Genomic DNA, 25,000 nt, shown 5'->3' on the forward strand with positions numbered 1-25,000 from the left:
TATTGTTTTTAAGCTAATGTCATTAATCCATTACGCCAAATTTACCATTGTCATAATCATCAAAAGCTTGTTGTAGCTCTTCTTGCGTGTTCATCACAAAAGGTCCTTGCCCTGCAATAGGCTCATTAATTGGCTCACCGGTTAAAATTAAAACAATGGTGTCACCCATTGATTCTAATGTGAGCGTATCGCCATGATTATCTAACATCACCATATCGTGTTGACGTGCAATTTCACTATCATTGATATGTACGGCACCTTTTACGACAAACAGCATTGCATTATGACCTTCAGGAATACTGTAATGTGAAACACCTGCGCGATTTAAACGTAGATCCCACACATTCAGCGGCGAGTAGGTCATTGCCACACCTTGTGTGTTGGCATAATTACCTGCAATCACTCTGACATAACCTTGGTTATTTGATAATTCAACATGAGGGATATCCTCTGCTTTCAGCGCCTGATAACGAGGCTGTGTCATTTTGTACGCTGTTGGCAGATTCACCCAAAGTTGCACCATTTCCAATACACCGCCTTCTTTGGTCATTTTTTCAGAGTGATACTCTTTATGCAAAATACCAGAAGCAGCGGTCATCCATTGCACATCACCTGCGGTAATCGTTCCTGCGTGACCTTTAGAGTCATGATGAGAAACTTCACCTTGGTAGGCGATTGTTACGGTTTCAAATCCACGATGAGGATGCGCTCCTACACCACGGGCATTGGTAACAGGTTTAAACAGTGTTGGCTCGGCATAATCCATCAGCAGAAACGGGCTATGTTTCTCACCATTTTCCTGATAGGAAAATAAGGTGCTGACTGGAAAGCCATTACCTACCCAGTGTGAATTTGGCGCCGAATAAATATGATTAATCTGTCTGATAGTCATGATTGTTCTCCGAGTTAAGGAAAGAAACCGCAATAACCAAGACACAGAAGGAGGTAATACAGATTATTGCGATTTCTTAATGAGGCTGATCATAAAGTGTTCTGATGATGAACAAAATAGGGGGAATTTGTTGATGGTGTTCAAAAAAAATGAATGAATTTCTAAAATGAAGATAAATAGGGATATTGATTGAATGTGTAATTTGGCGACTACGAGGTTAAATATTTTTTCATCTTTATTTGTCGAATATTGGTATAGTTTTATAGCCTGTCTGATATCGTATTTTGTACCAAAACCATATTAGTACAGTAAACCTAGCGAATTTATTGTAGTTAGATCCCCTCTATCTTTGATAGCTTCTTGATAATATATTCTCGCTTCACCATATTTTTCTAATTTACTGTACAATATTTCTAGTTGAGTAAATGAAAAACAATCTTTAACTTGATTAATAAATTACACTACTTTTAGTTAATTATATATTTTTTTAGTGCGTATGCTAAATTTGTAGAGAATTACAGGTGCTATTTTTTATTATCTCTGTAATCTTTATATATTTCATATGTGAAAATTGTTTCTTTAAGAATATATTTAATTTGATTATTTTAATATAAAAATATAAAGTTAGATAAATATAGAAATAACGTGATGATAATAATCATATTGTTTAATATTATATAAACGTATCTAAAAATGGACTTTATTAATGGCTAATTTAATTTATCTTACATTAGAAGGTCAGCAACAAGGCCTGATTTCTCGTGGTTGTGGAACATTAGATTCAATAGGAAATCGTTATCAATTAGGGAAAGAAAATGCAATATTTGTTACAGAACTAAATTTTTCAGTATCTAGAACTCAAAATCTAGCTCATCAACCAATAGAGTTTACCAAACTGATTGATAAATCTTCCCCTCTATTACTTATTGCGGTTTCAAATAATGAAATTCTTAGTTTAGTTTTTGATTATTATCGTACCGCACAAAATGGTGGAATTGAAAAATATTTCACAGTGAAATTAAACGAAGCATCTATTATTGATTATTCACATCAATGCCCAAATAATATTTTACGCAATGATATCGATCCTGAAGAGCAATTAACTGTTAGATATCGTGATATTACCACCTCGCAAATCATGGCTGGTACTTCTGGGTATAGCATATCAGATGAGAGTGTATTCTAATTTTTATATTTATTAATTAAATGGCGTACCTCAGAAATAAAAGCATCATCACTAGCTACACTACCTGGGCTTGCAGCTAAAGTAATTAAAGGTCCTAATTCTGTTTCAACAAAATAATAGGCCATGGTGATCTTGCTTTTATTCATTACGTCGTAAACCATTTTATTTTTATTTTCAAGTCTTCTTGCTGCTTCTGACATTTTTTCAATCGTACCGTAACCGTACATTAATGTTGCAACTAAAGTTGTCCTTTTGATAATTTGGGTTGGTCTAAAAGGTTTAAAAAAGGATGGGTAATTTGTAATAATACCTGCAACCATTTGAGTGATTATAGCGGATACAATAAATTTTCGAATTTTAGAATCAGCCATAATATCAACGCCAACATCTGTTGCAAAATTTCTAACTGATGAATTAACTTGAGGTCTTACATCAAATCTATCTTCAAAGCTAACAGTATTACCTAGATTAGAAACATTAGTTATCGCATTGATATAATGAGATAGTTTTTGTTTTCTAGATGGGGACATATTATTGATTATTGTATCAATAATAATATTGACGACTTCAGTAATATTTTCATAGGGATCATAAACAAATCGTAGTAGATAAATGGCTTCAATATTTTCTTGTATGATACGAGGCTTTCTAGATAGCCGAGATTTAAGAACATAATTCATACCCTCAAGAGCTGGGGGCAGTATACCCAGTTCAATGAATGTATCTATCGTTCTGTTTACTCCTTTTGCAGAAGTAATACCGAAATCTTCTATATATTTTACCCAAGGGTTATTCAGAGCTACTTCAACGGAAGGAGCATTTCCTTCACATTTATAATAAATAAATTCATCCAATCCACTGGGTGAGCATCCCTTTGAGCGATTTTGATTTTTACTAGAAGAGTCTTCATATTGCCAAGTTTTTTGGGCAAGATTATGTGCACTTTTCAGTTCCCGACCTATTTTTTTGTAAATAATAAGTCGCTTTTCCATTGCCTCATTAGCATTTAATATTTCACCATCTTTACAGTAAAACCACTCTAAATCACCACACTGCATATAAATCTCCTTTTTATTTATAGTTAAACTATAAATAAATCTATTTAGATGAATAGATATCTGGAATTATTTACCATAGCAACTAATATGTTAAAGTTAATTTTTATGGTTATATTAATTTTTGTTATTATTTATAAAGTGTTTATTTAAGAAATTAATTCGTAACTGAATATCGGTATAACCTAATTGATAGGCTCTTGTATATAATTCGATGGCTTTTTCATAATTTTGAGGTACCCCAAGGCCTTCTTCATACATTAGACCAAGGTTAATCAGCCCTCCGATTTCGTCTTGTTCAGCGGCATCTTGATAAAAATTAACCGCTTTATTGATATCACGTTGTACACCAAAACCATGTTGATATAGTAATCCCATTGAATTCATTGCGGCGGGATCACCTTTTTTGATCGCTTCTTGATAATATACTATCGCTTCATCATATTTTCCCAGATTGCCATACAGTATTCCCAATCGTGTAATGGCAAGATAATGATCAGCTTGAATAGCGGCTTTATACCAGTGCTCCGCTAATTCCATATTTTTTTCAACACCAAATCCATCAAAATATAAATCGCCTAAACTCATCATAGCTTTACCTGAATTATTATCGGTAATTGCTTGTTCAAACATCTCTTTTGCTTTTTTATAATTATTATTATATTTGTACAGTATACCTAAATTATAATTAGCAGATGATGAGCCGAGTTCTATTGCTCTTTGGTAAAGTAAAATAGCCTCTTGTTTTTTGCCCTGATCTTCCTTAAGCATTGCCAATTGATTAAATCCATCAGCATCATTTTTATCTGCTAAGAGTTGATAGATTTGTTCGGCTTTCTCTACATTTTTTTCAATCCCAGTACCCGTTTCATAGAAACGCCCAAGTACTAATAATGCCTTATTATCTCCCTGCGTTGCTAATATTTCACATGCGGAAAAGTTTTTTTCTTCGGGAATACATTTAGCTTGGGGGGAGGAATAAGCCAACATAGGAATAGATAAAAATAATGTGACGATAATAATCTTGTAGTTTAATGTCATATAAAATTACCGAAAATAGATTTTATTAATGGTTAATTTAATCTATCTTCCATTAAAATGGAAATACTAAGCTCTGATTTCTTATGTTGGTGAGGAATGAGACTCATAAAAAACGAGTAAAAATATAAGGTATGATAAAACAAAAAACTACATCCTTTCTTAGCAACAATAAGTCAGAATGTAGTTTATTAATATGTTTATTTCTTAAATCTTATTTGCTTGTGTCGCCACAACCGCCAATGATTTTAGAAATAGAAACTGCTGGGTGCAGTAAGTAGTCGTAGTTACAGTCTTTTTCTTTATTGTATACGCTACCAGTACAACCGGTCATTACGGTAATTACAGAAGCAATAAGTGCAATTTTAACAAAGTTTTTCATGAAAAAATTCCTTTTAAATTTTAGAGTTATAAAAGCCAATGCATGACTTTATCTGCATAAAGATATTAAATTAGCTATAAATAGCAATATAAAAAAATCTCTTTTTTAAAATATAAAATAAGATAAATAATATTTTATTTAAGAGGGATAATGTGATTATCTAGAGTGGAATGAAAAATAATTTAAACTTGTGGGTTTTAATGAAATTTAAGATAAGAATTTCATTAATAATATTTTGATAATAATTAATTAAGAAATTAATTGTGAAAATAAGCACATAAACATACTGTATTTATATCATTTTGATAAACTGGATTTGTGTTAATAGATGCTATTTATTGCTAATAAAAACCCGCATAAGAAATGCGGGTCAAGTAGAGCTTATTTTATTTATTGTATTACGTAGGGAATAGCAAGAACGCTTAAAGTGGCTTCACCATACGGATCTCACAATCACTATGTCCAGTGTTACCTAATGCTTCATCAATAAATTCGAATCCTAGTTTTTCGTATAAACCGACAGCCGCTTTTAAGATATCTGTGGTTTCTAAATAGCAACGGCTAAAGCCTTGCTCTTTACCAAACTCAAGAGATTGCAGAACGATTTTTTTCGCAATACCTTTGCCACGTAATTTGGATGAAAGGTACATTTTTTGTAGTTCACAAGTATTGCCATCGCCACCAGCAAGTGGTGCGACACCACCCCCACCAACAACTTCTCCATCCATTTCAACAACCCAGTAAGCACTGCGTGGCTGATGATAAACTTCATAGAGGGTATCTAAAATTGGATCGGCAACCGCAAAGCCTTTATCGGCAGTTAAACCGTGCTCTGCTGATACTTCACGAATAACGCGTGCAATACCTGCGTTGTCTTTTTCTTCAATGGCTCGAATAACAATATTTGAGTTTATAGCTTGGGTTGCAGTCATAGTTGCACTCATCGTTTTCACTTATTAGTAGAATATTTTTTGATTATTTATTGAGAGAGCACCGGAAAGGAACTTCTTCATTGAAAGTAGCACTGATGGCTACAAAAACTATCTTAATTGATTTTATAAAATTGTAAACGACAAAAATTATCTTTAAATAATCAAACCTAAATAAAATATTAATTGGTAGTATTAAATATCAACACAAATAAATGTGAAAGGATAATATATCAAAAAATTATTTTTTATTTTCATTTTAAAAATTTTATTTTTTTAATGAAAAATAGGTCTAATATAAATTATTCCATATATAATACATTGATAATTTTTATGTTAAAAATAGTAAAGGCTAATATTATGAGAACACAAGACAGTTATCTTCATCTACCTCGGCTTATAGTCAAAAAATCCTCAACATTAAATGAAAACCAAGGATTTGTAATACCATTACTTGAAGAAAAAGATGCCAATACTTTTATACCAATAAATAAAAGTGATTATCCAAGTGATATATTAATTACAAAGGGTTTTCCAAGCATTGATGAACGTTTTTCACCAACAGACTTGTTTGTGTTATCTAGCCATTCTTATGATGAAGACAAAAGCTTAAAAGATGGTATTGATCGTTATTGGGCGTTAGGTTCCGATGCTGAAAACTTACCACAAAATACCCTACTTCCTATATTAAAAACTAATTTACCAGATAAACAGTATGGATTACTACCACAAGAAATTATTCCACCAGAGCAACCTTTTTTTATTTTAGATAATGATGTACTTTATGGACCATTAGTGAGCACTCAAAATGAGGATAAAAGATATATAATTGAGCCACATGTGCATTCATTATTAAGTTATGGGAAAGGGTATTTAGGATATTTTAATTTTCAAAAATTAAATGATGTAATTGTTAAAATAAATGATGCTAATGTTGATTTGTTATTTGTCTCATCTTTTAAATCTATATCAAGATATAGATCTGAAAGTATAGATTATCTTTCAGATGATTTATTAATTAAAGTTGTTAATTCTCAAGGCTTTGGTAAGCGAACTCAATCATTGGGTAAAAAAGAAGCTCAACGTTTACAATTAATTATTGCGGAAAGTGAAAAATCTAATCAAATTTTTAAACAATATGAAAGAATTGAGCGGCTTAAAAATCTGCTTGATCGTTATTTATCTGAATCAGATATTGGATATTCTTTAATAAAAGAGTATTTAGGAAGTAATGCTGGTATTAATTTTCTAGAAAATTATATTGAAGATAATAAAGTATCCATATTACATGAGCATTTGGAAAAAATAAAAGATGATATAGAAAAGGAAGAAAGCAGAATTAGAACTAATCTAAACAGGCTTGAAGAAACATTAAAAGATAAAGAAAATCTTGTTTATGAATATGAAAACAAAATAGAAAAGAAAAAAATTGAAGTTGAACGGAAGATTGCAGAGTTTGAAGCAGAAAAAGAAGAAGCAATAAAAAAACAACTAGAAAAAAAACAATTAGAGCTTTCTAATGAAATTGAAAAAGCTAGTGATACATTAAATAATATAAAAAAAGAAATATCCGTTAAATCAGACTTATTAAAAGTTGCAAATGAAGCAACACAACTTAATAAAAGAAAAGATTATTTAGAAGAACATAATATGCTTTTAAAATCAACAGCTGACGGATATCAAGACATTTTAAGGACTACTAATAATCAAGATCTAGCTAAAAAAATTGGAGAGATGGAAGCTATAAATAAAGTATTAAATGGGCAGTCATATTTGGATACATCTACATTTGATGCTAGACCCATTGCTTTTGCAACTAATAAACCAGAGCGAATTGAGGATTTAATAGATTCTTTATGTTCTAGCTTTTCTGAAGATGGCGGTAGAAATTTTTCCCGAGAAGAAATGACGAATCTACTTGTTTCAGTTAATCAATCATTTTTAACCGTATTAAGTGGACCTCCTGGCACTGGTAAAACATCAACTGCAACAAGACTTGCAGAGGCGCTATATCTTGGAGATGCAACAGGAGACAAGAATTTTTTATTTGTACCTGTAGGCCGAGGTTGGGTCTCTAGTAGGGATATTCTTGGTTTTTATAATTCTTTAAAAGGAATATATCAAGAATCGAGAACAGGGCTCTATAGTTTTTTACAAAGAAAAAGTAATAATGCTCAAAAAATAATATTGCTTGATGAAGCTAATTTGTCTTCAATGGAACACTACTGGTCTGATTTTATAGGATTATGTGATGCAGATTATAGTTTTAGACCTATAGATACTGGAATTCCGAAAGATGAGTTAAGATTTTTAAAAATTGATAGTTCAGTTAGATTTATTGCAACAATAAATAATGATTCAACAACCGAAAGATTATCACCTAGATTAATTGATAGGGCTCCAATAATAAACCTGAATATAAATAATGATATAGTACATGATGTTACTGGTAAAAAATTGAATGGTGCATTAAGTAATGAGGTTTTAAGTAAATTACTTTCGCCTAAAGATGATTTCGAATTATCCAAATCAAGTGAATTAATATTACATAGAGTTATTGAGAATTTAATAAAAAGAGATATTAAATTAGGTAATTCAATTTATATTAGCAAGAGAAAAATAAATATTATAACAAACTATTGTTCTGTTGTTAGTCCAATACTGGATAATGAGGTTGCTATGGATTTTGCAATAGAACAGCATGTATTACCACATATTGAAGGTTATGGATTAGGTTTCAAAAAACGGTTAGAAGAATTATTAGATATTTTAGGTCGTTCATATCCTCGTTCAACTTCTCAATTAGAACGTATTATCGCAAGTGGAAATGAGTTTACTAATTCATTTTCATATTTTTAAGAAGGCATATAGATATGTTATTAGAAATTAAAATAATATCAGGAGAGAGATACGGTACAATTTTAAAGTTGGATGAACTTGATATTAACAATTCAGTTAATTATTGGATTAAAGAAAATGAAGCATTGGAATTTTATTTAGAAATAAATGAGAAGTATAAATATGCAGAGTTAATTCTTAATGATCATAATATAGAACCTACAGAAATTATTGTTGATAATGATGAAATTAAATTTATTTGGACCCCTAGTTTTAGTAGGCAGAAAAAATATGAATGTCTCTTTGCTAATTACTTTGGTATTGCTGAATTTACAATAAAATTATCTAATGAGATATTAGATGAGTTTGAGTTGTTTAATTTTCAGCCAATTGAAATACTTGCATCAAAGGCTAATGCTGATAATGTTGAAAAGATGCTATTATACTTATCAAGATTAAGTGAAGACGAACTATACTCTATTTTTCAAACTACTAAATATAATTCTGGTTTTAAAGAAGGAAGAAATTCTCCATCTAGTAATCTAGAACGTCTCGAATATGTATTCGAATTAATTTGTTCTGTATTACCTGACATATTAAAAAAACCAATTACAAAACTTACACCTATTCAAAAAATAATAACACCTAATCATAATAATATATTTGATGATGAATCATTGGGTTGGTTGATGTCTAATCTATCAGTGCTTCATGAATGTGATGATATTAACAAGTCTCACTTAATGTATAATAATCATATGTTTATGGCTTCATCTTTACAAGTGTCTGAGCTTGAAGAAAATCATGATATATATGAAAATTGGATAATTCATGGATTCTTATCATTCATGATAATGGAAATATCAAAACAATTGAGTTCATATGAATGTTTACCATCATATTTACTAATAAATCAGAAAGTTAAACCAGAAGGATATTTTTCTTTTTTTGAACAATTAAATAAGTTTAAGAAAAGGATTTTATCTAATCAAATTGCCAGATGTGAAAATTTATTGAAGTTAGCAAATGAAATAAAATTTCATTTGGAAAAGACACTACCTGTTTCTAAAATTATTACACAAAGACCTATATTAACTCCCAAGGCTATATCACATTTAGCATACCGATCTATATTTATAGAGTATATAGATTGGTTTGAAAAAAGTTCTCCAGATTGGTCTGCTTATGAAAATTTATTTGCTATAAGAAATATACCAATGTTATTTGAATCATATTGTTATTATAGAGTTTATGAAGTATTAAATGAATTATTTGATTCGAAGCTTATGGTGAGTAGCTATTGGGAGAATAAGTATGGACATGAAATTTCTTTATATAGAGAACCTGTATATTGGATGAGTAAAAGTGATAATGTTTTAGATTCATTCTTTATAAATTCAGAAGGATTGGCTTATAATAAGAAAAATATTAAAAAACGAACTCATAAACATAAATATTCACATCGATGTCCAGATATCGTAATTGAGATTAAATTACTTAATGGTGAAAGAAAATTAATAGTACTTGATGCTAAATATACGAATGAACATTTAGCGGTCAGAAAATATTTACCTGAATGTACAATGAAATATGTTCATGGTATACACGAAAAAAAAACAGGTGCAGTAGCAGTCAATTCAATGAGTATTTTATTTCCCTCTCATGAAGGGCATTTTTATAGTTTTCATTCTTCAGAATATGATATTTTTAGTAAGAATTATGTTACTCCATCTTTACAAAGTATAGGTATTGATTTGAATGATAAAAAGCATAATGATTCATTGAATCTAGTAATTGTTCAATTAATAAAGAATACAATAAATATTAGTGAGTTAGAATATGAAAAAATGTCGATTCTTTAATTAAAATGAATACTAATTCCCGTATTAATGAGAATAGTTTGTACTTGACATAATTTAATGAAAAATGGTTTTATTTTTTGGCTGAAAGAGACTAAGTAAAAACCCGCGATAACCGCGGGTTTTCATTATCAATCTCGGCGTCTTTAAAGCGATAGTGCTTATAAAGAGGCAATAGAGATTTTCTGTGCGATTAGCTTCTCTTTTGCACTTAAGCATGTCGCTAAGCGTTCACGCTCTTTAGCAACAACCGCTTCTGGCGCACGGCTAACAAAGCCATCGTTAGATAATTTGCTGTCTAAAGTTGTGATATCTTTTTCTACTTTTTCAAGCTCTTTATCTAAACGTGCAAGCTCTGCATCTTTATCGATAAAGCCTGCCATTGGGATCAGCAATTCTGCACCGTTGACCAGTTTGTTTACTGATAATGGCGCTTCTTCACCTTCTGCTAATGGACGGATATCGGCTAAACGACCCATTGCTTTTAAGAAACCAATATTGTCACTAACGCGACGTTTCGCATTGTCATCGGCACCACGTAAGATTACTTCAAGTGGTTTACCCGGAGCAATATTCATTTCAGCACGGATATTACGAACCGCAACGATAACTTCTTTGATCCACTCCAGATCGTTCAGTGCTTGTTCGTCCACCAGTGAAGCATCGAACTCAGGGAAAGCTTGTAGCATGATGGTTTCACCTTCAATGCCTTTAACTTCCTTCACACGTTGCCAGATTGTCTCTGTGATAAATGGAATAATTGGATGAGCAAGACGCAGTAAGCCTTCTAACACTTCAATCAGTGTATGACGTGCTGCGCGTTTTTGTGCATCATTACCTTTGTGTACCGCAGGTTTTGATAGCTCAAGATACCAGTCACAGAATTGGTTCCAAGTGAACTCATATAAAATACCAGCAGCGATATCGAAACGATAGTTATCTAACGCTTCACGATAGGCTTTAACGGTATTGTTAAATTCAGCTAAGATCCAGCGGTCAGCCAGTGAGAATGTCATCTCACCACCTTGGTAGCCACAATCTTGATCTTCAGTATTCATCAGAACAAAGCGGCTTGCGTTCCACAGCTTGTTACAGAAGTTACGGTAACCAGACAGGCGTTTCATATCCCAGTTAATATCGCGACCTGTTGAAGCTAATGCCGCTAAGGTAAAGCGCAGAGCATCTGTACCGTGTGCTTCAATCCCTTCTGGGAACTCTTTGCTAGTACGTTTAGCAATTTTTTCAGCCATTTGTGGCTGCATCATATTGCCAGTACGTTTTTCTAACAGGTTCTCTAATGAAATACCGTCGATCATATCCAGAGGATCAAGTACGTTACCTTTGGATTTTGACATTTTCTGGCCTTCTTCATCACGAATAAGACCTGTCATATAAACCGTATTAAATGGAACTTGCGGTTTACCGTCTTCATCTTTGATAAAGTGCATGGTCATCATGATCATGCGAGCGATCCAGAAGAAAATGATATCGAATCCACTGACTAATACATTCGTTGGATGGAATGTTTTTAGTGCTTCAGTGTTTTCAGGCCAGCCTAATGTTGAGAATGTCCACAGTGCAGATGAGAACCATGTATCCAGTACGTCGTCATCTTGGCGTAATGCGACATCAGCGGCGATATTGTTTTCACGACGAACTTCTTCTTCATCACGACCAACATAAACGTTGCCTTGGTTGTCATACCAAGCAGGGATACGGTGACCCCACCACAGTTGACGAGAAATACACCAATCTTGGATATCATTCATCCATGAGAAGTACATGTTTTCGTACTGTTTTGGTACAAATTGGATCTCACCATTTTTAACAGCTTCAACGGCTGGTTTCGCTAAAGGTGCTGCACGAACATACCATTGGTCTGTTAATAAAGGTTCGATAACCACGCCACCACGGTCGCCATAAGGTACGGTTAAATCGTGAGGCTTGATCTCTTCTAATAAACCTAAACGTTCAAATTCAGCGACCATTGCTTTACGTGCAGCGAAGCGTTCCATACCTTGGTAGGCTTCTGGAATTTCAGTGCTGTAAACGTCAGATTCAACACCATTGGTGTCTAATACTTCTGCGCTAACACGGATATTGCCATCAAAATCCATGATATTAATCATTGGTAATTGATGACGACGTCCAACTTCATAGTCATTAAAGTCGTGAGCAGGGGTGATTTTTACGCAACCCGTCCCTTTCTCCATATCCGCGTGTTCGTCCGCTAAAATAGGGATACGGCGGTTAACGATTGGTAGAATAATTTCTTTACCAATTAAATCTTTATAGCGAGGATCTTCAGGGTTAACAGCAACACCGGTATCACCTAACATGGTTTCAGGACGTGTTGTTGCAACAATCAGGTAATCTTTACCTTCTGCTGTTTTTGCCCCATCCGCTAAAGGATAACGTAGGTGCCACATTGAACCTTTAACTTCACGGTTTTCAACTTCAAGATCAGAAATCGCCGTGTGTAATTTAGGGTCCCAGTTTACAAGGCGTTTACCACGGTAGATGAGATCTTCTTTATGTAAGCGAACAAAAGCTTCTTTAACTGCTTTAGATAAGCCTTCATCCATTGTGAAACGTTCACGTTCCCAATCAACAGAGTTACCTAAACGACGCATTTGGTTAGAAATGTTACCGCCTGATTCTGCTTTCCATTCCCAAATTTTGTCGATAAATGCATCACGACCATAGTCATGACGATTTTTACCTTCTTCAGCTGCGATTTTACGCTCAACGACCATTTGAGTCGCGATACCCGCATGGTCAGTACCTGACTGCCATAAGGTGTTTTTACCTTGCATGCGCTGATAACGGATCATGGTATCCATAATGGTCTGCTGGAAAGCATGGCCCATATGTAGGCTACCTGTGACGTTTGGTGGTGGGATCACGATACAGAAGCTTTCTTTCGTTGTATCGCCATTGGCTTTAAAGTAGCCGTTTTTTTCCCAATGCTGATACAGAGGTTGTTCAATCTCTGCTGGATTATATGTTGTGTCGAGCGATGGCTCTTTCGGTGCGGATTTATTTTCCATATTCTTTACGTATTCAATAGGTTGGCGGCGTAGCCATTGTCAAAGTAAAGCCGACGCTACGATAAATTTTATATCGTTCACGCGCCAACTGTTTCAATTGTTCATCAATAGGTACAAAGTCTATCACTTCATGGAAAGCTGTGGCAAAGTCTACGAATTGCAATTGCAAATTAATCAAGAGATCACGAGGTGCATTACCACGTTTTCCAGGCCAACATAGTTCAACAGGAGAACCATAACGAGGGCCTTCACCTGCTAGATTATGAGGAACAAACTGATGAGGTTCTCTTGCCCATAATGCCTCATCAAGCAATTCAGCTTGAGCCTGAGACTCACAAACCAACAAGATACGTTTGCCTAATCGCCAATGTTCAGCGGTAAGTTGACAGGCAAGCCACTCATGAGCCTGTAAATCATCGTGTATTGATGGGTGTTCCATTAAATAAAACGTGGCGTTTTTCATGATATCCCGATAACAGAAGGGTATTGCGTTGCAATACCCTTCTTGGAGTCTGCTCTATTTACCATAATAATAGGGTAATACCTTAACCCTGATAATTATGCGGTATTAATCGTCGCTATTCAAACCCGCGCGATTAAGTAAGAACTGAGACAATAAAGAAACAGGACGGCCTGTTGCGCCTTTTGCTTTGCCAGAACGCCATGCGGTACCTGCAATATCCAAGTGAGCCCAGTTATATTTAGTCGCAAAACGCGCTAAGAAACAACCGGCAGTAATTGCGCCACCTAAACGGCCACCTGTATTCGCTAAGTCAGCAAAATTAGATTCGATTTGTTCATAGAACTCATCGCCTAATGGTAAACGCCAAGCGCGATCACCTGCTTGCTCTGATGCATTCATTAATTCATGTGCTAACGGGTTATGATTAGACATTAATCCGCTGTAGTGATGCCCTAAAGCCACCATACAAGCACCTGTTAATGTGGCGATATCGACAACTAATTCAGGCTCAAAGCGCTCAACATAAGTTAACGTATCACACAGCACTAAACGACCTTCAGCATCAGTATTTAATACTTCAACAGTTTGGCCTGACATGGTTGTTAAAATATCACCAGGGCGATACGCTTTTCCACCCGGCATGTTTTCACAACCTGCAAGTACGCCAATAACGTTGATTGGCAACTGGAGTTCAGCCACAACACGCATCACACCATAAACGGTTGCTGCACCACACATGTCGTATTTCATTTCATCCATGCCATCAGCAGGTTTGATAGAAATACCGCCCGAGTCAAATGTCAGCCCTTTACCTACTAATACGATTGGGCGAGCTTCAGGATCTTTATTGCCTTTATATTCGATAATCGACATTAACGATTCATTTTGAGAGCCCTGACCTACCGCAAGGTAAGCATTCATATTGAGCTCTTTCATTTGCTCTTCGCCAATAACACGCGTAGAAACATTTGAAGATGAGTCTGCTAATTGACGAGCTTGGGACGCCAAATAAGCGGCATTACAGATATTTGGTGGCATGTTAGCTAAATCTTTACATGCTTTAATACCTGATGCGATAGCTAAACCGTGTGCAATTGCGCGTTCACCACTTGGTAGTTCACGACGAGTAGGTACATTAAAGACCATTTTACGTAATGGACGACGTAATTCTGTTTTATTGCTTTTCAGTTGATCAAAGGTATAGAGGCAGTCTTTTGCAGTCTCAACCGCTTGACGCACTTTCCAGTAATTATTACGACCTTTAACATGTAACTCAGTCAGAAAGCATACGGCTTCCATCGAGCCAGTTTCGTTGAGTGTGTTAATGGTTTTTTGAATGATCTGTTTATACTGGCGTTCATCCAATTCACGCTCTTTACCGCAACCAATCAGTAAAACGCGCTCAGAGAGAACATTTGGTACATGATGTAACAGCAATGATTGTCCGACTTTGCCTTCCAGTTCACCTCTGCGTAACAGGGCGCTGATATAGCCATCACTGATTTTATCAAGTTGCTCCGCGATCGGAGATAAACGACGAGGCTCAAACACCCCCACGATAATACAAGCGCTGCGTTGTTTCTCTGGGCTGCCGCTTTTTACATTAAACTCCATGCGTTCTCCTGAATATTAAAGACAAAAACGGAAAGTATCGTTTAGAATAGTGATCCGCATTAATCTACCCCATAGAAAGTTTACTTTTTATGTTAAGCTAAATGCATTAATTGAACACAACTAATTTAGCTAACTTATAAGCTTGTTCTTATTGGGAACCTGTTTATAGCATGTTTTGATATCATTTGGGCTGCAAGAATGTCTAACTGAGATGCACAAATGATAGATATACAACGAAGTTAGCGATTTTCCTGCAAAAAGACAAGTTTTCACAGGCATAACTAGCGTGATTATAATTCGATATTTAGCTCGGGAAACCCTTAAAAGTCAGATAGCCATCTTATTTATTCTGATGCTTATCTTCTTTAGCCAGAAACTGGTTGAAATTTTAGGGGCTGCTGTTGAAGGTAACATTCCTACAAACCTCGTGATTTCTCTGCTGTGGCTGGGAATTCCTGAGATGGCACAGCTTATTCTTCCATTAAGCCTTTTTCTTGGGCTTCTGATGACTTACAGCAAACTTTATGTTGAAAGTGAGATAACCGTCATGAATGCGTGCGGAATAGGTAAGAAAGCATTAGTGCAAGCTGCACTGTTGCTCTCATTACTGACCAGCGCATTAGCCGCAGGAAATGTCATTTGGCTTATTCCTTGGTCTTCGGTGCATCAAGAGCAAGTCCTTGAGGATGCTAAAGCAAACCCAAGTTTAGCGGCATTGATGGAAGGGCAATTTAAAATGTCCAGTGACCGCAATATGGTGCTCTATCTTGGTAGTGTAAAAGGAAACCAATTCCAAGATGTGTTCCTTGCACAGTTGCGTCCAACACAAGATCAGCGTCCTTCTGTCGTGGTGGCAGATAAAGGTTATACCAAAGAGTTACCTAACGGGAATCAGATAGTCGTATTAAGTGAGGGAACTCGCTATGAAGGTACGGCGGTATTGCGTGATTTTCGTATTACCGATTTTAATGACTACCAAGCCGTTATTGGGCACCGTGAATCTACCATTAGCAGTAATCGTGTAGAGCAAAAAACGATGACTGAGCTTTGGCATTCTAATGAAACAGAATCTATCGCTGAATTCCATTGGCGCTTAACCTTGATTTTTTCTGTCGTCATTATGGCTGTGATGGTCGTACCTTTAAGTGAGGTAAACCCACGCCAAGGTCGCGTATTAAGTATGCTGCCTGCCATGCTGCTTTATCTGGTGTTCTTCTTACTACAAAGTTCATTGCACTCTAATGGTGAAAAAGGAAAATTGGACCCTCTCATTGCAATGTGGAGTGTTAATGGTGTTTATCTTGCCTTGGCTATCTTATTGAATGTTTGGGATACCTTGCCTATGCGTAAATTCCGTGCTCGCTTTAAGAAAGGAGTTGCCTGATGTTTGGTGTATTAGATAGATATATCGGGCGTACTATTTTACAGTCAATTTTGATGACACTATTTTTGCTGGTTTCACTATCCGGCATTATCAAATTTGTCGATCAACTCCGTAAAGTAGGGCAAGGGGATTTCACCACACTGGATGCGGGTATTTATGCCATTTTAAATATCCTTAAAGATGTGCAGATTTTCTTCCCTATGGCGGCATTATTGGGGGCGTTATTAGGATTAGGCGCATTAGCAACACGTAGTGAGCTGGTGGTGATGCAAGCGTCAGGATTCACCCGTTTGCAAATTGCAGGCTCTGTGATGAAAACCGCTATTCCATTAGTATTGTTAACAGTACTCATTGGTGAATGGGGCGCACCACAAGGTGAACAATACGCACGTAACTATCGCGCTGAAAAAATCATGGGTAACTCTTTAGTTTCTACCAACCGCGGTATGTGGGCTAAAGATGGCAACCAATTTATTCATATCAACCGAATAAAGAGCCAAAATGAGATGCAAGGCATCACACTCTATGATTTTAATAATGATAGAAAACTAGAAACGGTACGCTATGCATCAAGTGCAACCTACGATGTGAATAAAAAAACGTGGATGTTAAAGCAAGTTGAGCAGTCAGATTTAACTAATCCACAAAAAATCACAGGTAAAAAACAGGTATCACTGGAGTGGCCAACACGACTAACGCCAGAAAAACTAAGTGTTGTGGCGTTAGATCCGGATGCATTATCAATCAGTGGACTCTATCAATACGTTAAATATCTAAAACAGAGTGGGCAAGAATCAGCAAACTATGAGCTGAATTTCTGGAAAAAAATCTTTGCTCCAATCTCTGTTGCAGTAATGATGTTGATGGCGTTGTCATTTATTTTTGGTCCATTACGTACAGTACCAATGGGATTAAGAGTCTTAACGGGTATCTCTTTTGGCTTCTTATTTTATATCGTCAATGAGGTTTCAGGACGATTAAGCTTGGTTTATGGCATACCCGCAGTGATTGCAGCATTAGTGCCAGGAATACTCTTCCTAACATTAAGTTTATGGTTATTGATGAAGCGTAATCGCTAAGTAATATCAGCCAAGAAAAACAAAAGCGCCTTACAAGGCGCTTTTTTTATCGCTATTGGATATGCGATCACTGATAAAAATCTTTTGCTAGAGCACGAACAAACGCATTAGTACCCTGAGTCACTTCACTAAATTTGGTGCCGTTAGGTTTACGGGTGATCACCACAAACACACCGATATTCAATTCAGGAATGGTTGCCATATAAGTATTAAAGCCACCACCGCCCCCAGTTTTTTGGTAAATCGCTGGAACACCATTGGCTGGAGCCATATAAACCCATCCTAAACCCACGCCATCAGCACGACCTGCAACGTCCATTCCTTCTATTGAAGAGAGTCGATTACGAGGAAAGTAGACAGATTGCTCTTTACTTGCGGTTGCTTTTCGCATGGCATTATGAGAAGTCAAAAAGCCTTGCATCCAGCGTTGCATATCTGCTGGTGTTGAGTACACACCACCACTTCCAGCTGCTGCAATAGTGTCAGAGCATGGACTTGGTTTATATCCTACTAATAGCCGCTGGCATTGTTCTGGGGTCGGCGTCAATGTGGTATTAGTCATACCCGCAGGTCGAGTAACATATTGTTGTAAAAGTTGAGGATAACTTTTACCCGATGCTTTCACTAAGGCATCCGCTAATAGATCGTAAGCTAGATTTGAATAAGCGGCTTGATCCCCTGCGGTTGATGTCAGGGTTGCTTTTTTCAACCAGTTCCAACGGTCGCCATGTGTTGGCCATATAAAAACAGGTCTTCCCCATTTTCCGCCGGGTTGTTCTCGTGGAAAGCCACTAGTATGGCTTGCTAAATGATAAAGACGGATAGGGGATTGAGAGCTGACTAATGGGATATTTACGCCATAGTAACTGTATTTTTGCAGTGGATCGGTGACTAATAATTTTCCATCATCTTGTAACTTTAACATTACTTCACTGGTCATCAGCTTTGTGATAGAAGCGATACGGATCAGTGAGTTCATTGATGGTGCATTGCGACTTTCAGGTGTTGTCGTCCCAAAAGAACGATTTAAGGTTTGAGAGTTATTGATCATGACAATAACCATACCTTGAGGATTACTCTTTTGATAAATCTGTGAAGCGTATTTATCAAACAGCGCACTTGCATTACTTACATTAGGACTTAATACCGTAGGCCATTGCGTCAGTTCAGGCACATTGTTCTGTTGATTTAACATAGAAGGTTGTGTCGCTGGTGGTAATGGCGAACGTTGGCTACACGCATTCAATGTCAGTAAAGCGACGGGGATCATAAGATACTTTAGAAAATGTTTTTTCATTTTTACTTTCAACAGAAGTCAGTGAGGTGAAAGGAATGCGATCAACATAAAATTGTTTATGTTTTAATTTGGTGCCTTTCTTATCGCGCTATTTTTTCTTTATCATTTTTAATACGGCACCTAAGATAATACCAACAAATATACCCGTTATAATCCAGCCAACAATGCCCATAACACCGCCTTCTAATCAGTTTTAAACCAAATTTTGATTATATTATCAGAAATAAGAATGTCTATCAGTGCAAGAGCCAGTTATCAAAAAGTTGGCATTAAATGTGTCAAATTGTCTCTAAGAAAAAGATAGTGAAGAAAAATTGCATCATAAAAAGATATTTTCCTCATATTTCTCCTCTAAAAATGAGGTAAGTATTACCGTTAAGTTACAATCTCCCTCGGTTTACCTTAGTTTTTAACCCTATTATTAGCTTTTCTTTATTATTAAGTTAGGATATGTATATCAAGAAAATGTTAATGAATGGTGTTATGGTCTTTTGATTATTGTTTTTGTGGTTTATTATTCCAATATTTGTTGTTTTTTATCTTTATGTTGAAGCTTTATAAAGATAATATAAGAGTGTGTCATATTTTGTAATAATTTACTGATTGTGGGATTGTGAAATTAAATTTATTATAGCTTCATCAAGTCGAGAGACTGAGAATATAAGAGTTACAGAGCAAAGATAACACAGCAATAATAGAGTGAAGTAATAAGAAGGCATATTATAAAATAGCCTCTTCAATAATAATTTATATATTAGTAGTAATATTTCAACACCATTATATTAAATAGCAGTACCTTCGTTAAAGCAGTAAATAAGTACCTTTATATTAGATAGCAGTACCTTCGTTAAAGCAGTAAATAAGTACCTTTATATTAGATAGCAGTGCCTTCGTTAAAGCAGTAAATAAGTACCTTTATATTAGATAGCAGTACCTTCGTTAAAGCAGTAAATAAGTACCTTTATATTAGATAGTTGTGCCTTCGTTAAAGCAGTAAATAAGTACCTTTATATTAGATAACAGTACCTTCGTTAAAGCAGTAAATAAGTGCCTTTGTGTTAAATAGTAATTTCCTATGTAGTAGTAAGAAGTACCTTGTTAAAGTAGTAAATCCTTATATCAATAATATGTAGTATAGATAAAGAAGTACATTATATTAATAAAACATAACCACCTTCTTCCTCACACCAGGGAAGAAAAGGGCAGTGACACTATAAAAATAACTTATAGTCATTAAAATAAAATTAAGCCCTCTATTAGCAGTACTGTCGGATCAAAACACTAACCCAAGTTTTGATCCTTTTTTTTATTCACCGTTATATATTTTAAAATATATCGATTGGTTAAAATAGTTTTAATAAATTTATGTAATGATGGTGTGATATTTAAAATAAAAAATAAGAGGTAAGAAAGTATAAATAAAATAATGACTAAATTTAAATACAAGAACGACGAGATAATTGATTTATCGATACAACGTGATTAAAGCATTAACGATAGGTACTTTGATGTAACCTATAAATGGTGTTTTATGATAACAACAAACCTCAAATGCACTTTTTTTCGCCAATCAAACTGAAAACTAACAATAATTGTTGCGAGGGTTGTTCACGCAAGTATAATGGGCAGGTTTTCCAGACACACTTCAGTGCCGGAGTGGCGAAATTGGTAGACGCAGTTGATTCAAAATCAACCGCCTTCGGGTGTGCCGGTTCGAGTCCGGCCTTCGGCACCATAAGAACATCAAGAGACGTCAACGGACGTCTTTTTTTGTATCTGAAATCCCAGTTTTACAAGGCTTTTTCCCACTTTTCAGTCTTCCCAAGTATACTAAGGTCAACCCACATCAAGTACCTGCTGTTGGTATATGTGTTGGTATCTCTCGATTCGATAATAGTTTGTACCAACGCAAGGAGATAAATTATGGCTCTTACTGATGCTAAAGTCAGGGCTGCTAAACCTTTGGATAAATCGTATAAATTGACCGATGGTGATGGTATGCACTTGATGGTACATACCAACGGCTCAAAATATTGGCGTTTACAGTATCGTTTTGGCGGTAAGCAAAAAATGTTAGCTCTGGGTGTTTACCCTGATATTTCACTCGCAGAAGCCAGAGAGAAAAGAGATGCCGCCAGAAAGTTAATTGCTAATGGTTTTGATCCAAGTGAAAAACGCAAAGAAGTGAAAGAAGAGCAGCAAAAAGAATTTAATACATTCGAGAAGGTTGCACGTGATTGGCATGCAACCAATAAGAAATGGTCGGAAGGGCATAGCCATAGAGTCCTCAAAAGCCTTGAGGACAATATCTTTGCGGCTATTGGTAAACGCAATATTACCGAACTAAAAACTCGTGATCTACTCGAACCTATTAAAGCGGTAGAGATGTCTGGACGTCTTGAGGTCGCTGCACGTTTACAACAACGTGTGACAGCTATTATGCGTTATGCCGTACAAAGCGGTTTAATCGACTATAACCCTGCACAAGATATGGCTGGCGCAGTTGCGACAGGCAAACGAGTTCATAGAGCGGCATTAGAGCTTAAACGCCTACCTGAGTTCTTACAACGCATCGATGATTATAAGGGAAGACCTTTAACTAAACTTGCAGTCAAACTTACCTTGTTAGTCTTCATTCGTTCCAGTGAGCTGCGCTTTGCTCGTTGGGATGAAATCGATTTTGAAAATGCCATGTGGACGATCCCTGCGGAACGCGAAGCGATAGAAGGGGTTAAACACTCACATCGCGGATCAAAAATGCGTACTACTCACTTAGTCCCTTTAAGTCGACAAGCTATTGAGATCTTAAAACAGATCTATCAATTCAGTGGTAACCATGAGTTGATCTTTATTGGCGATCATAATCCAAGAAAACCAATGAGTGAGAACACGGTAAACAACGCATTACGTGTGATGGGTTATGATACTAAGACAGAAGTGTGTGGTCATGGTTTCAGAACGATGGCGTGTAGTTCGTTGATTGAGTCGGGTCTATGGTCGAAGGATGCAGTAGAAAGGCAAATGAGCCACCAAGAGCGCAACTCAGTGAGGGCTGCTTATATTCATAAGGCTGAACATATTGAGGAAAGGCGACTGATGGTGCAATGGTGGGCTGATTATCTGGATGCGAATAGGACGAAGGAGATTTCACCTTTTAGTTTTGCTAAATCGGGTAATCTTGTCCACTCCCCATTAAAGATAATTTAAATTAGGTTATTGAGTTGTTGGGGTATAAAGGAAGGCTAACAGGGCATGGCTTCCGCCACAGGATGAGCACAATTTTGCATGAGAAAGGATATAACTCTGCATAGATTGAAATCCAGCTTGTTCATATCGATAAGAATGCGATCCGTGGCACGTATAATCATGCTCAGTATATGGATGGACGCAGGGAAATGATGCAGTGGCATGCGGATTATATGGATAAGTTGGAAGTGTCCACTTTATTGGGAGCAACTGGAACACTCTAATCAAAGTTGTTTCAAATAAAGAAAAGTTAACAAGGGAAATTAATAGCCACCTTTACGTTTAGACGTAAAGGTGGCTATTTTTATTATTTTATAAAGCATGAATAGAATAGTTATTTTGAGAACATAACTCTATCAATTTCCCAGTAGTCAAGAAGGCAAAAGAGAATACTTCGAAGATTAGAACTAGCTGTTTTATGTGATAGGAAATCACGAGACATTGCTAAGTGCTCAAACTCTTTAGCCACAGAAAATAATGTCATAGCTACATCATTTTTCGAAAAGAAATCACCTAGTATAGTTGTATTCAATTGAGATAATTGATTTTCAACATTGAGTCTTACTTGCTGGGATATGGCTAAGCCATCGTTGGCATGTTCTTCTACAAGTCGCATTGAAATATCTAGTATTTTTTTCATACCAGAACTTCCTCTAGAACCATAAGTAAATCCATCTTTGATCAAAATATTACGTTCAGGTTGATCTAGGAAAGATAATTCTTTCATACAATAATCTATTGAAATAGAGATGAAAGAGCAGATCAAGTAAAGGCATCGCAGCGCTGTTTCGTGTTGTATTTCTTGAGTTATAGATTGTTCTGCAAAAAATTTTCCGTGGGAAATCCATTCATTACAGCTATCAAAAGATAGTGGTTTTGCTAATAGGCCCTTTGAAGATAAAATTCGCCCTCGCCAGTTTCCATCTAATTTACTTAACGAATAATCATCTATTTTTGTAAAAAATTCTTCATCTGAAAGTCTATTAATATTTGGACTATCTGAATTAGCAAGTTTTGTTAAAAAATTACCATCAAGAACTAGCACATCAAGTTTCCTACCAAAATCTTTTACTTCTTGACGTCTATCTGTTGTTGCTACAATTGCATTTGTAGCTTTTGTTGCAATACGTAATCCCTGAACCCAAAAAATTCGTTCAATTGCTTGAGGTGTTTTTTTATTTTTTGCATCAACTAAAGTAATTTCTCGAGAAACAGAGGACGTCCTGCTATACAGCCATAAATCGATATCTGTAACATCAAACCCTTCATAGCTGAATGGTACACCGCGAATAACGTAGTACCCAGCTTTAATGAAATAACTACGAAGTAGTTCTTCCATCATGAATCCTTTTGGTAATGTGTGTTTATATTTACTCATAAGCCACCTCCAGTCCGAAGGACAGATAGCATATCATTGGTCGCTTTAGGGCTTAATCTTCTTTGAGTTCTTCGGGTTAATTCTCTATTTTGTTCAGGCCCATTGAAAGATGTTACTGCTGCGGTGGGAAAGTTTTTTAATGAATGTTCACTTACATCACCTTGCCTTATTACTTGAAGGGCTAACTCTCCAACCTCAATTTTAAGGAGCTCAAGCATAGGGCCTGTACGTCCTTTTTTTGATCCTTGACTAACTTTAACTACACCTTTTAATTCAAGAAGCTTATAGTCCTCTGAAATTGCTTGAACGGGGCCAACACTTTCACCTCGTACTAAAGCACTTAATAAAGCATCAACCATTTGAATTTTTCCACGGGTATAAGAACTTTTAGTCATACCATATGTTATTGAGCTAACAAATGCTTTAGCAAGATCAAATGCATCATCAACCATAGAGTTACTATATTTAGAAAATGCAGAAGGTAGCGTAATAAATCCTATATTTTCAGTTGAATTACTGACAACACTTATATCAAACAAACCGATAGCAGTAACTTTTTGAAATAATTGAGTGCCAAGAAAATTCTCAGCTTGCTCAACATTGAGACATGCTTGCTTTTTTAATGTATCTTGGAGTTCATTTAATTTTATTTGCTCATCTGGTTTAAGTGAGTCAAGGACAGCCTTTATTTTTTTTGTTGAATCTCGGCGAAATAGATTACCATTGAATAGCAAGGTGTTGTTATTATCTAGCTTTTCAGAATCAACAAAACCAATTTGTTCGGCATTTGTAAATAGTTGGTTTAATTCCTCCGATGCTAGTTTATATGTATCTGCTAATTCCGTAGCAACATCCTTTATAAAAATAGGTGACATTGAAGCTCTTTCTGCAAGCGAAATAGATGCTATTTCGCTTGCTTTTGGTTTTAAGCTATCAAAAAGGTCAGATGTGTGTTGAAGTGCAGATGTAGTTGTTACACCTAATACAGCAATACCACCAGTAGCTGTATCTATAAGTTGTTGTTTCTTTAATACATCAATAAGTTTGGGAAGTTCAAATGATAAATTGATGTTTGCAGCCGTAGCTAACACGGATAACTTATTGTTATCTAAGGTTGTATCTTTATTTGCAGAAATTGCAGATAATAATATTCCTGCTTTCCCTGCCAAATATGTATTATCATAACCAAATTGGTTGGTAACACCTTGTAATTTATTAGTATGATGTATCAACCACGATCCTTTAATTTTCTTATCCATTTTTTTTCCTTAAGAGATTAAATTTAATTTAACTCATTGATATACAATTTA

General features: G+C 35.6%; 17 protein-coding genes, 1 tRNA gene and 1 pseudogene. 8 read left to right on the forward strand and 11 right to left on the reverse strand.

All coding sequences use genetic code 11. The features are described from left to right. Positions 1 to 22: 22 nt before the first annotated feature. The gene (locus EHE21_RS01630) at positions 23 to 892 is read right to left on the reverse strand and encodes a pirin family protein (RefSeq protein WP_088493955.1); all 870 of its coding nucleotides are present in this window, start codon (positions 890 to 892) and stop codon (positions 23 to 25) included. A gap of 706 nt (positions 893 to 1,598) precedes the next feature. Here EHE21_RS01630 and EHE21_RS01635 point away from each other — a divergent pair. Further along, on the forward strand, positions 1,599 to 2,078 hold the full coding sequence (locus EHE21_RS01635) for an Hcp family type VI secretion system effector (protein ID WP_194951666.1): 480 nt from the start codon (positions 1,599 to 1,601) through the stop codon (positions 2,076 to 2,078). Here EHE21_RS01635 and EHE21_RS01640 read toward each other — a convergent pair. The 4 genes from EHE21_RS01640 to EHE21_RS01655 all read right to left on the reverse strand — a co-directional run bounded on the left by EHE21_RS01640 (position 2,075) and on the right by EHE21_RS01655 (position 5,485). Then, positions 2,075 to 3,136, reverse strand: a complete 1,062-nt coding sequence (locus EHE21_RS01640) for a hypothetical protein (protein WP_194951667.1) — start codon at positions 3,134 to 3,136, stop codon at positions 2,075 to 2,077. The two genes, EHE21_RS01635 and EHE21_RS01640, sit on opposite strands and share 4 nt — an antisense overlap. A gap of 114 nt (positions 3,137 to 3,250) precedes the next feature. Next, positions 3,251 to 4,174: a tetratricopeptide repeat protein gene (locus EHE21_RS01645; protein ID WP_194951668.1), complete on the reverse strand. Its 924-nt coding sequence runs from the start codon at positions 4,172 to 4,174 to the stop codon at positions 3,251 to 3,253. A 211-nt stretch (positions 4,175 to 4,385) separates the two neighbouring features. Beyond that, positions 4,386 to 4,553, reverse strand: a complete 168-nt coding sequence (locus EHE21_RS01650; RefSeq protein ID WP_036914671.1) for a YhfL family protein — start codon at positions 4,551 to 4,553, stop codon at positions 4,386 to 4,388. 422 nt (positions 4,554 to 4,975) lie between these two features. Further along, positions 4,976 to 5,485 (reverse strand): GNAT family N-acetyltransferase, encoded by a 510-nt coding sequence (locus tag EHE21_RS01655; protein ID WP_194952569.1) that lies wholly within the window; start codon positions 5,483 to 5,485, stop codon positions 4,976 to 4,978. A 357-nt stretch (positions 5,486 to 5,842) separates the two neighbouring features. Between EHE21_RS01655 and EHE21_RS01660 the strand changes: the two genes are divergently transcribed. Beyond that, positions 5,843 to 8,341 carry an AAA family ATPase gene (locus tag EHE21_RS01660; protein WP_194951669.1) on the forward strand — a complete coding sequence of 833 codons (2,499 nt, stop codon included), beginning with the start codon at positions 5,843 to 5,845 and terminating at the stop codon, positions 8,339 to 8,341. Between the two features lie 14 nt (positions 8,342 to 8,355). After that, positions 8,356 to 10,182, forward strand: coding sequence for a nuclease domain-containing protein (locus tag EHE21_RS01665; RefSeq protein WP_194951670.1), 1,827 nt, complete (start codon positions 8,356 to 8,358; stop codon positions 10,180 to 10,182). Between the two features lie 158 nt (positions 10,183 to 10,340). Here the strand turns inward: EHE21_RS01665 and EHE21_RS01670 are convergent, their stop codons facing one another. From EHE21_RS01670 to pepA, 3 genes are all read right to left on the reverse strand, one after another. Next, a complete protein-coding gene (locus EHE21_RS01670) occupies positions 10,341 to 13,229 on the reverse strand; it encodes a valine--tRNA ligase (RefSeq protein WP_194951671.1) in 2,889 nt (962 codons plus the stop codon). A gap of 13 nt (positions 13,230 to 13,242) precedes the next feature. Beyond that, positions 13,243 to 13,692 (reverse strand): DNA polymerase III subunit chi, encoded by a 450-nt coding sequence (locus EHE21_RS01675; protein WP_194951672.1) that lies wholly within the window; start codon positions 13,690 to 13,692, stop codon positions 13,243 to 13,245. A gap of 105 nt (positions 13,693 to 13,797) precedes the next feature. After that, on the reverse strand, positions 13,798 to 15,306 hold the full coding sequence (pepA, locus tag EHE21_RS01680; protein ID WP_088493953.1) for a leucyl aminopeptidase: 1,509 nt from the start codon (positions 15,304 to 15,306) through the stop codon (positions 13,798 to 13,800). 286 nt (positions 15,307 to 15,592) lie between these two features. On the opposite strand from pepA, the gene lptF reads away from it, so the two are divergent. Both lptF and lptG read left to right on the forward strand, forming a co-directional pair. Continuing rightward, positions 15,593 to 16,690: an LPS export ABC transporter permease LptF gene (gene lptF, locus EHE21_RS01685; RefSeq protein WP_088493952.1), complete on the forward strand. Its 1,098-nt coding sequence runs from the start codon at positions 15,593 to 15,595 to the stop codon at positions 16,688 to 16,690. Further along, positions 16,690 to 17,769, forward strand: a complete 1,080-nt coding sequence (lptG, locus tag EHE21_RS01690; protein ID WP_194951673.1) for an LPS export ABC transporter permease LptG — start codon at positions 16,690 to 16,692, stop codon at positions 17,767 to 17,769. The genes lptF and lptG overlap by 1 nt, the downstream gene beginning before the upstream one ends. A 67-nt stretch (positions 17,770 to 17,836) precedes the next feature. Here the strand turns inward: lptG and ampH are convergent, their stop codons facing one another. Then, positions 17,837 to 19,066, reverse strand: a complete 1,230-nt coding sequence (ampH, locus tag EHE21_RS01695) for a D-alanyl-D-alanine-carboxypeptidase/endopeptidase AmpH (protein ID WP_194951674.1) — start codon at positions 19,064 to 19,066, stop codon at positions 17,837 to 17,839. A gap of 1,650 nt (positions 19,067 to 20,716) precedes the next feature. On the opposite strand from ampH, the gene EHE21_RS01700 reads away from it, so the two are divergent. The 3 genes and pseudogenes from EHE21_RS01700 to EHE21_RS01710 form a co-directional block, all read left to right on the forward strand. Further along, positions 20,717 to 20,801 (forward strand) — tRNA-Leu (locus EHE21_RS01700). A gap of 188 nt (positions 20,802 to 20,989) precedes the next feature. Then, positions 20,990 to 22,273: a tyrosine-type recombinase/integrase gene (locus tag EHE21_RS01705; RefSeq protein ID WP_161779071.1), complete on the forward strand. Its 1,284-nt coding sequence runs from the start codon at positions 20,990 to 20,992 to the stop codon at positions 22,271 to 22,273. Positions 22,274 to 22,278: 5 nt separating this feature from the next. Beyond that, a pseudogene (locus EHE21_RS01710) lies at positions 22,279 to 22,536 on the forward strand (tyrosine-type recombinase/integrase); the annotation flags it as partial. A 110-nt stretch (positions 22,537 to 22,646) separates the two neighbouring features. Here EHE21_RS01710 and EHE21_RS01715 read toward each other — a convergent pair. Beyond that, a complete protein-coding gene (locus tag EHE21_RS01715; protein ID WP_161779070.1) occupies positions 22,647 to 23,690 on the reverse strand; it encodes a hypothetical protein in 1,044 nt (347 codons plus the stop codon). Further along, entirely contained in the window at positions 23,687 to 24,949 is a 1,263-nt protein-coding gene (locus tag EHE21_RS01720) for a hypothetical protein (RefSeq protein WP_161779069.1), read from the reverse strand. Before EHE21_RS01720 ends, EHE21_RS01715 begins: the two co-directional genes overlap by 4 nt. Positions 24,950 to 25,000 lie beyond the last annotated feature (51 nt).

The sequence above is a fragment of the Proteus sp. GOKU genome (assembly GCF_015475555.1).
Classification (GTDB): domain Bacteria; phylum Pseudomonadota; class Gammaproteobacteria; order Enterobacterales; family Enterobacteriaceae; genus Proteus; species Proteus mirabilis_B.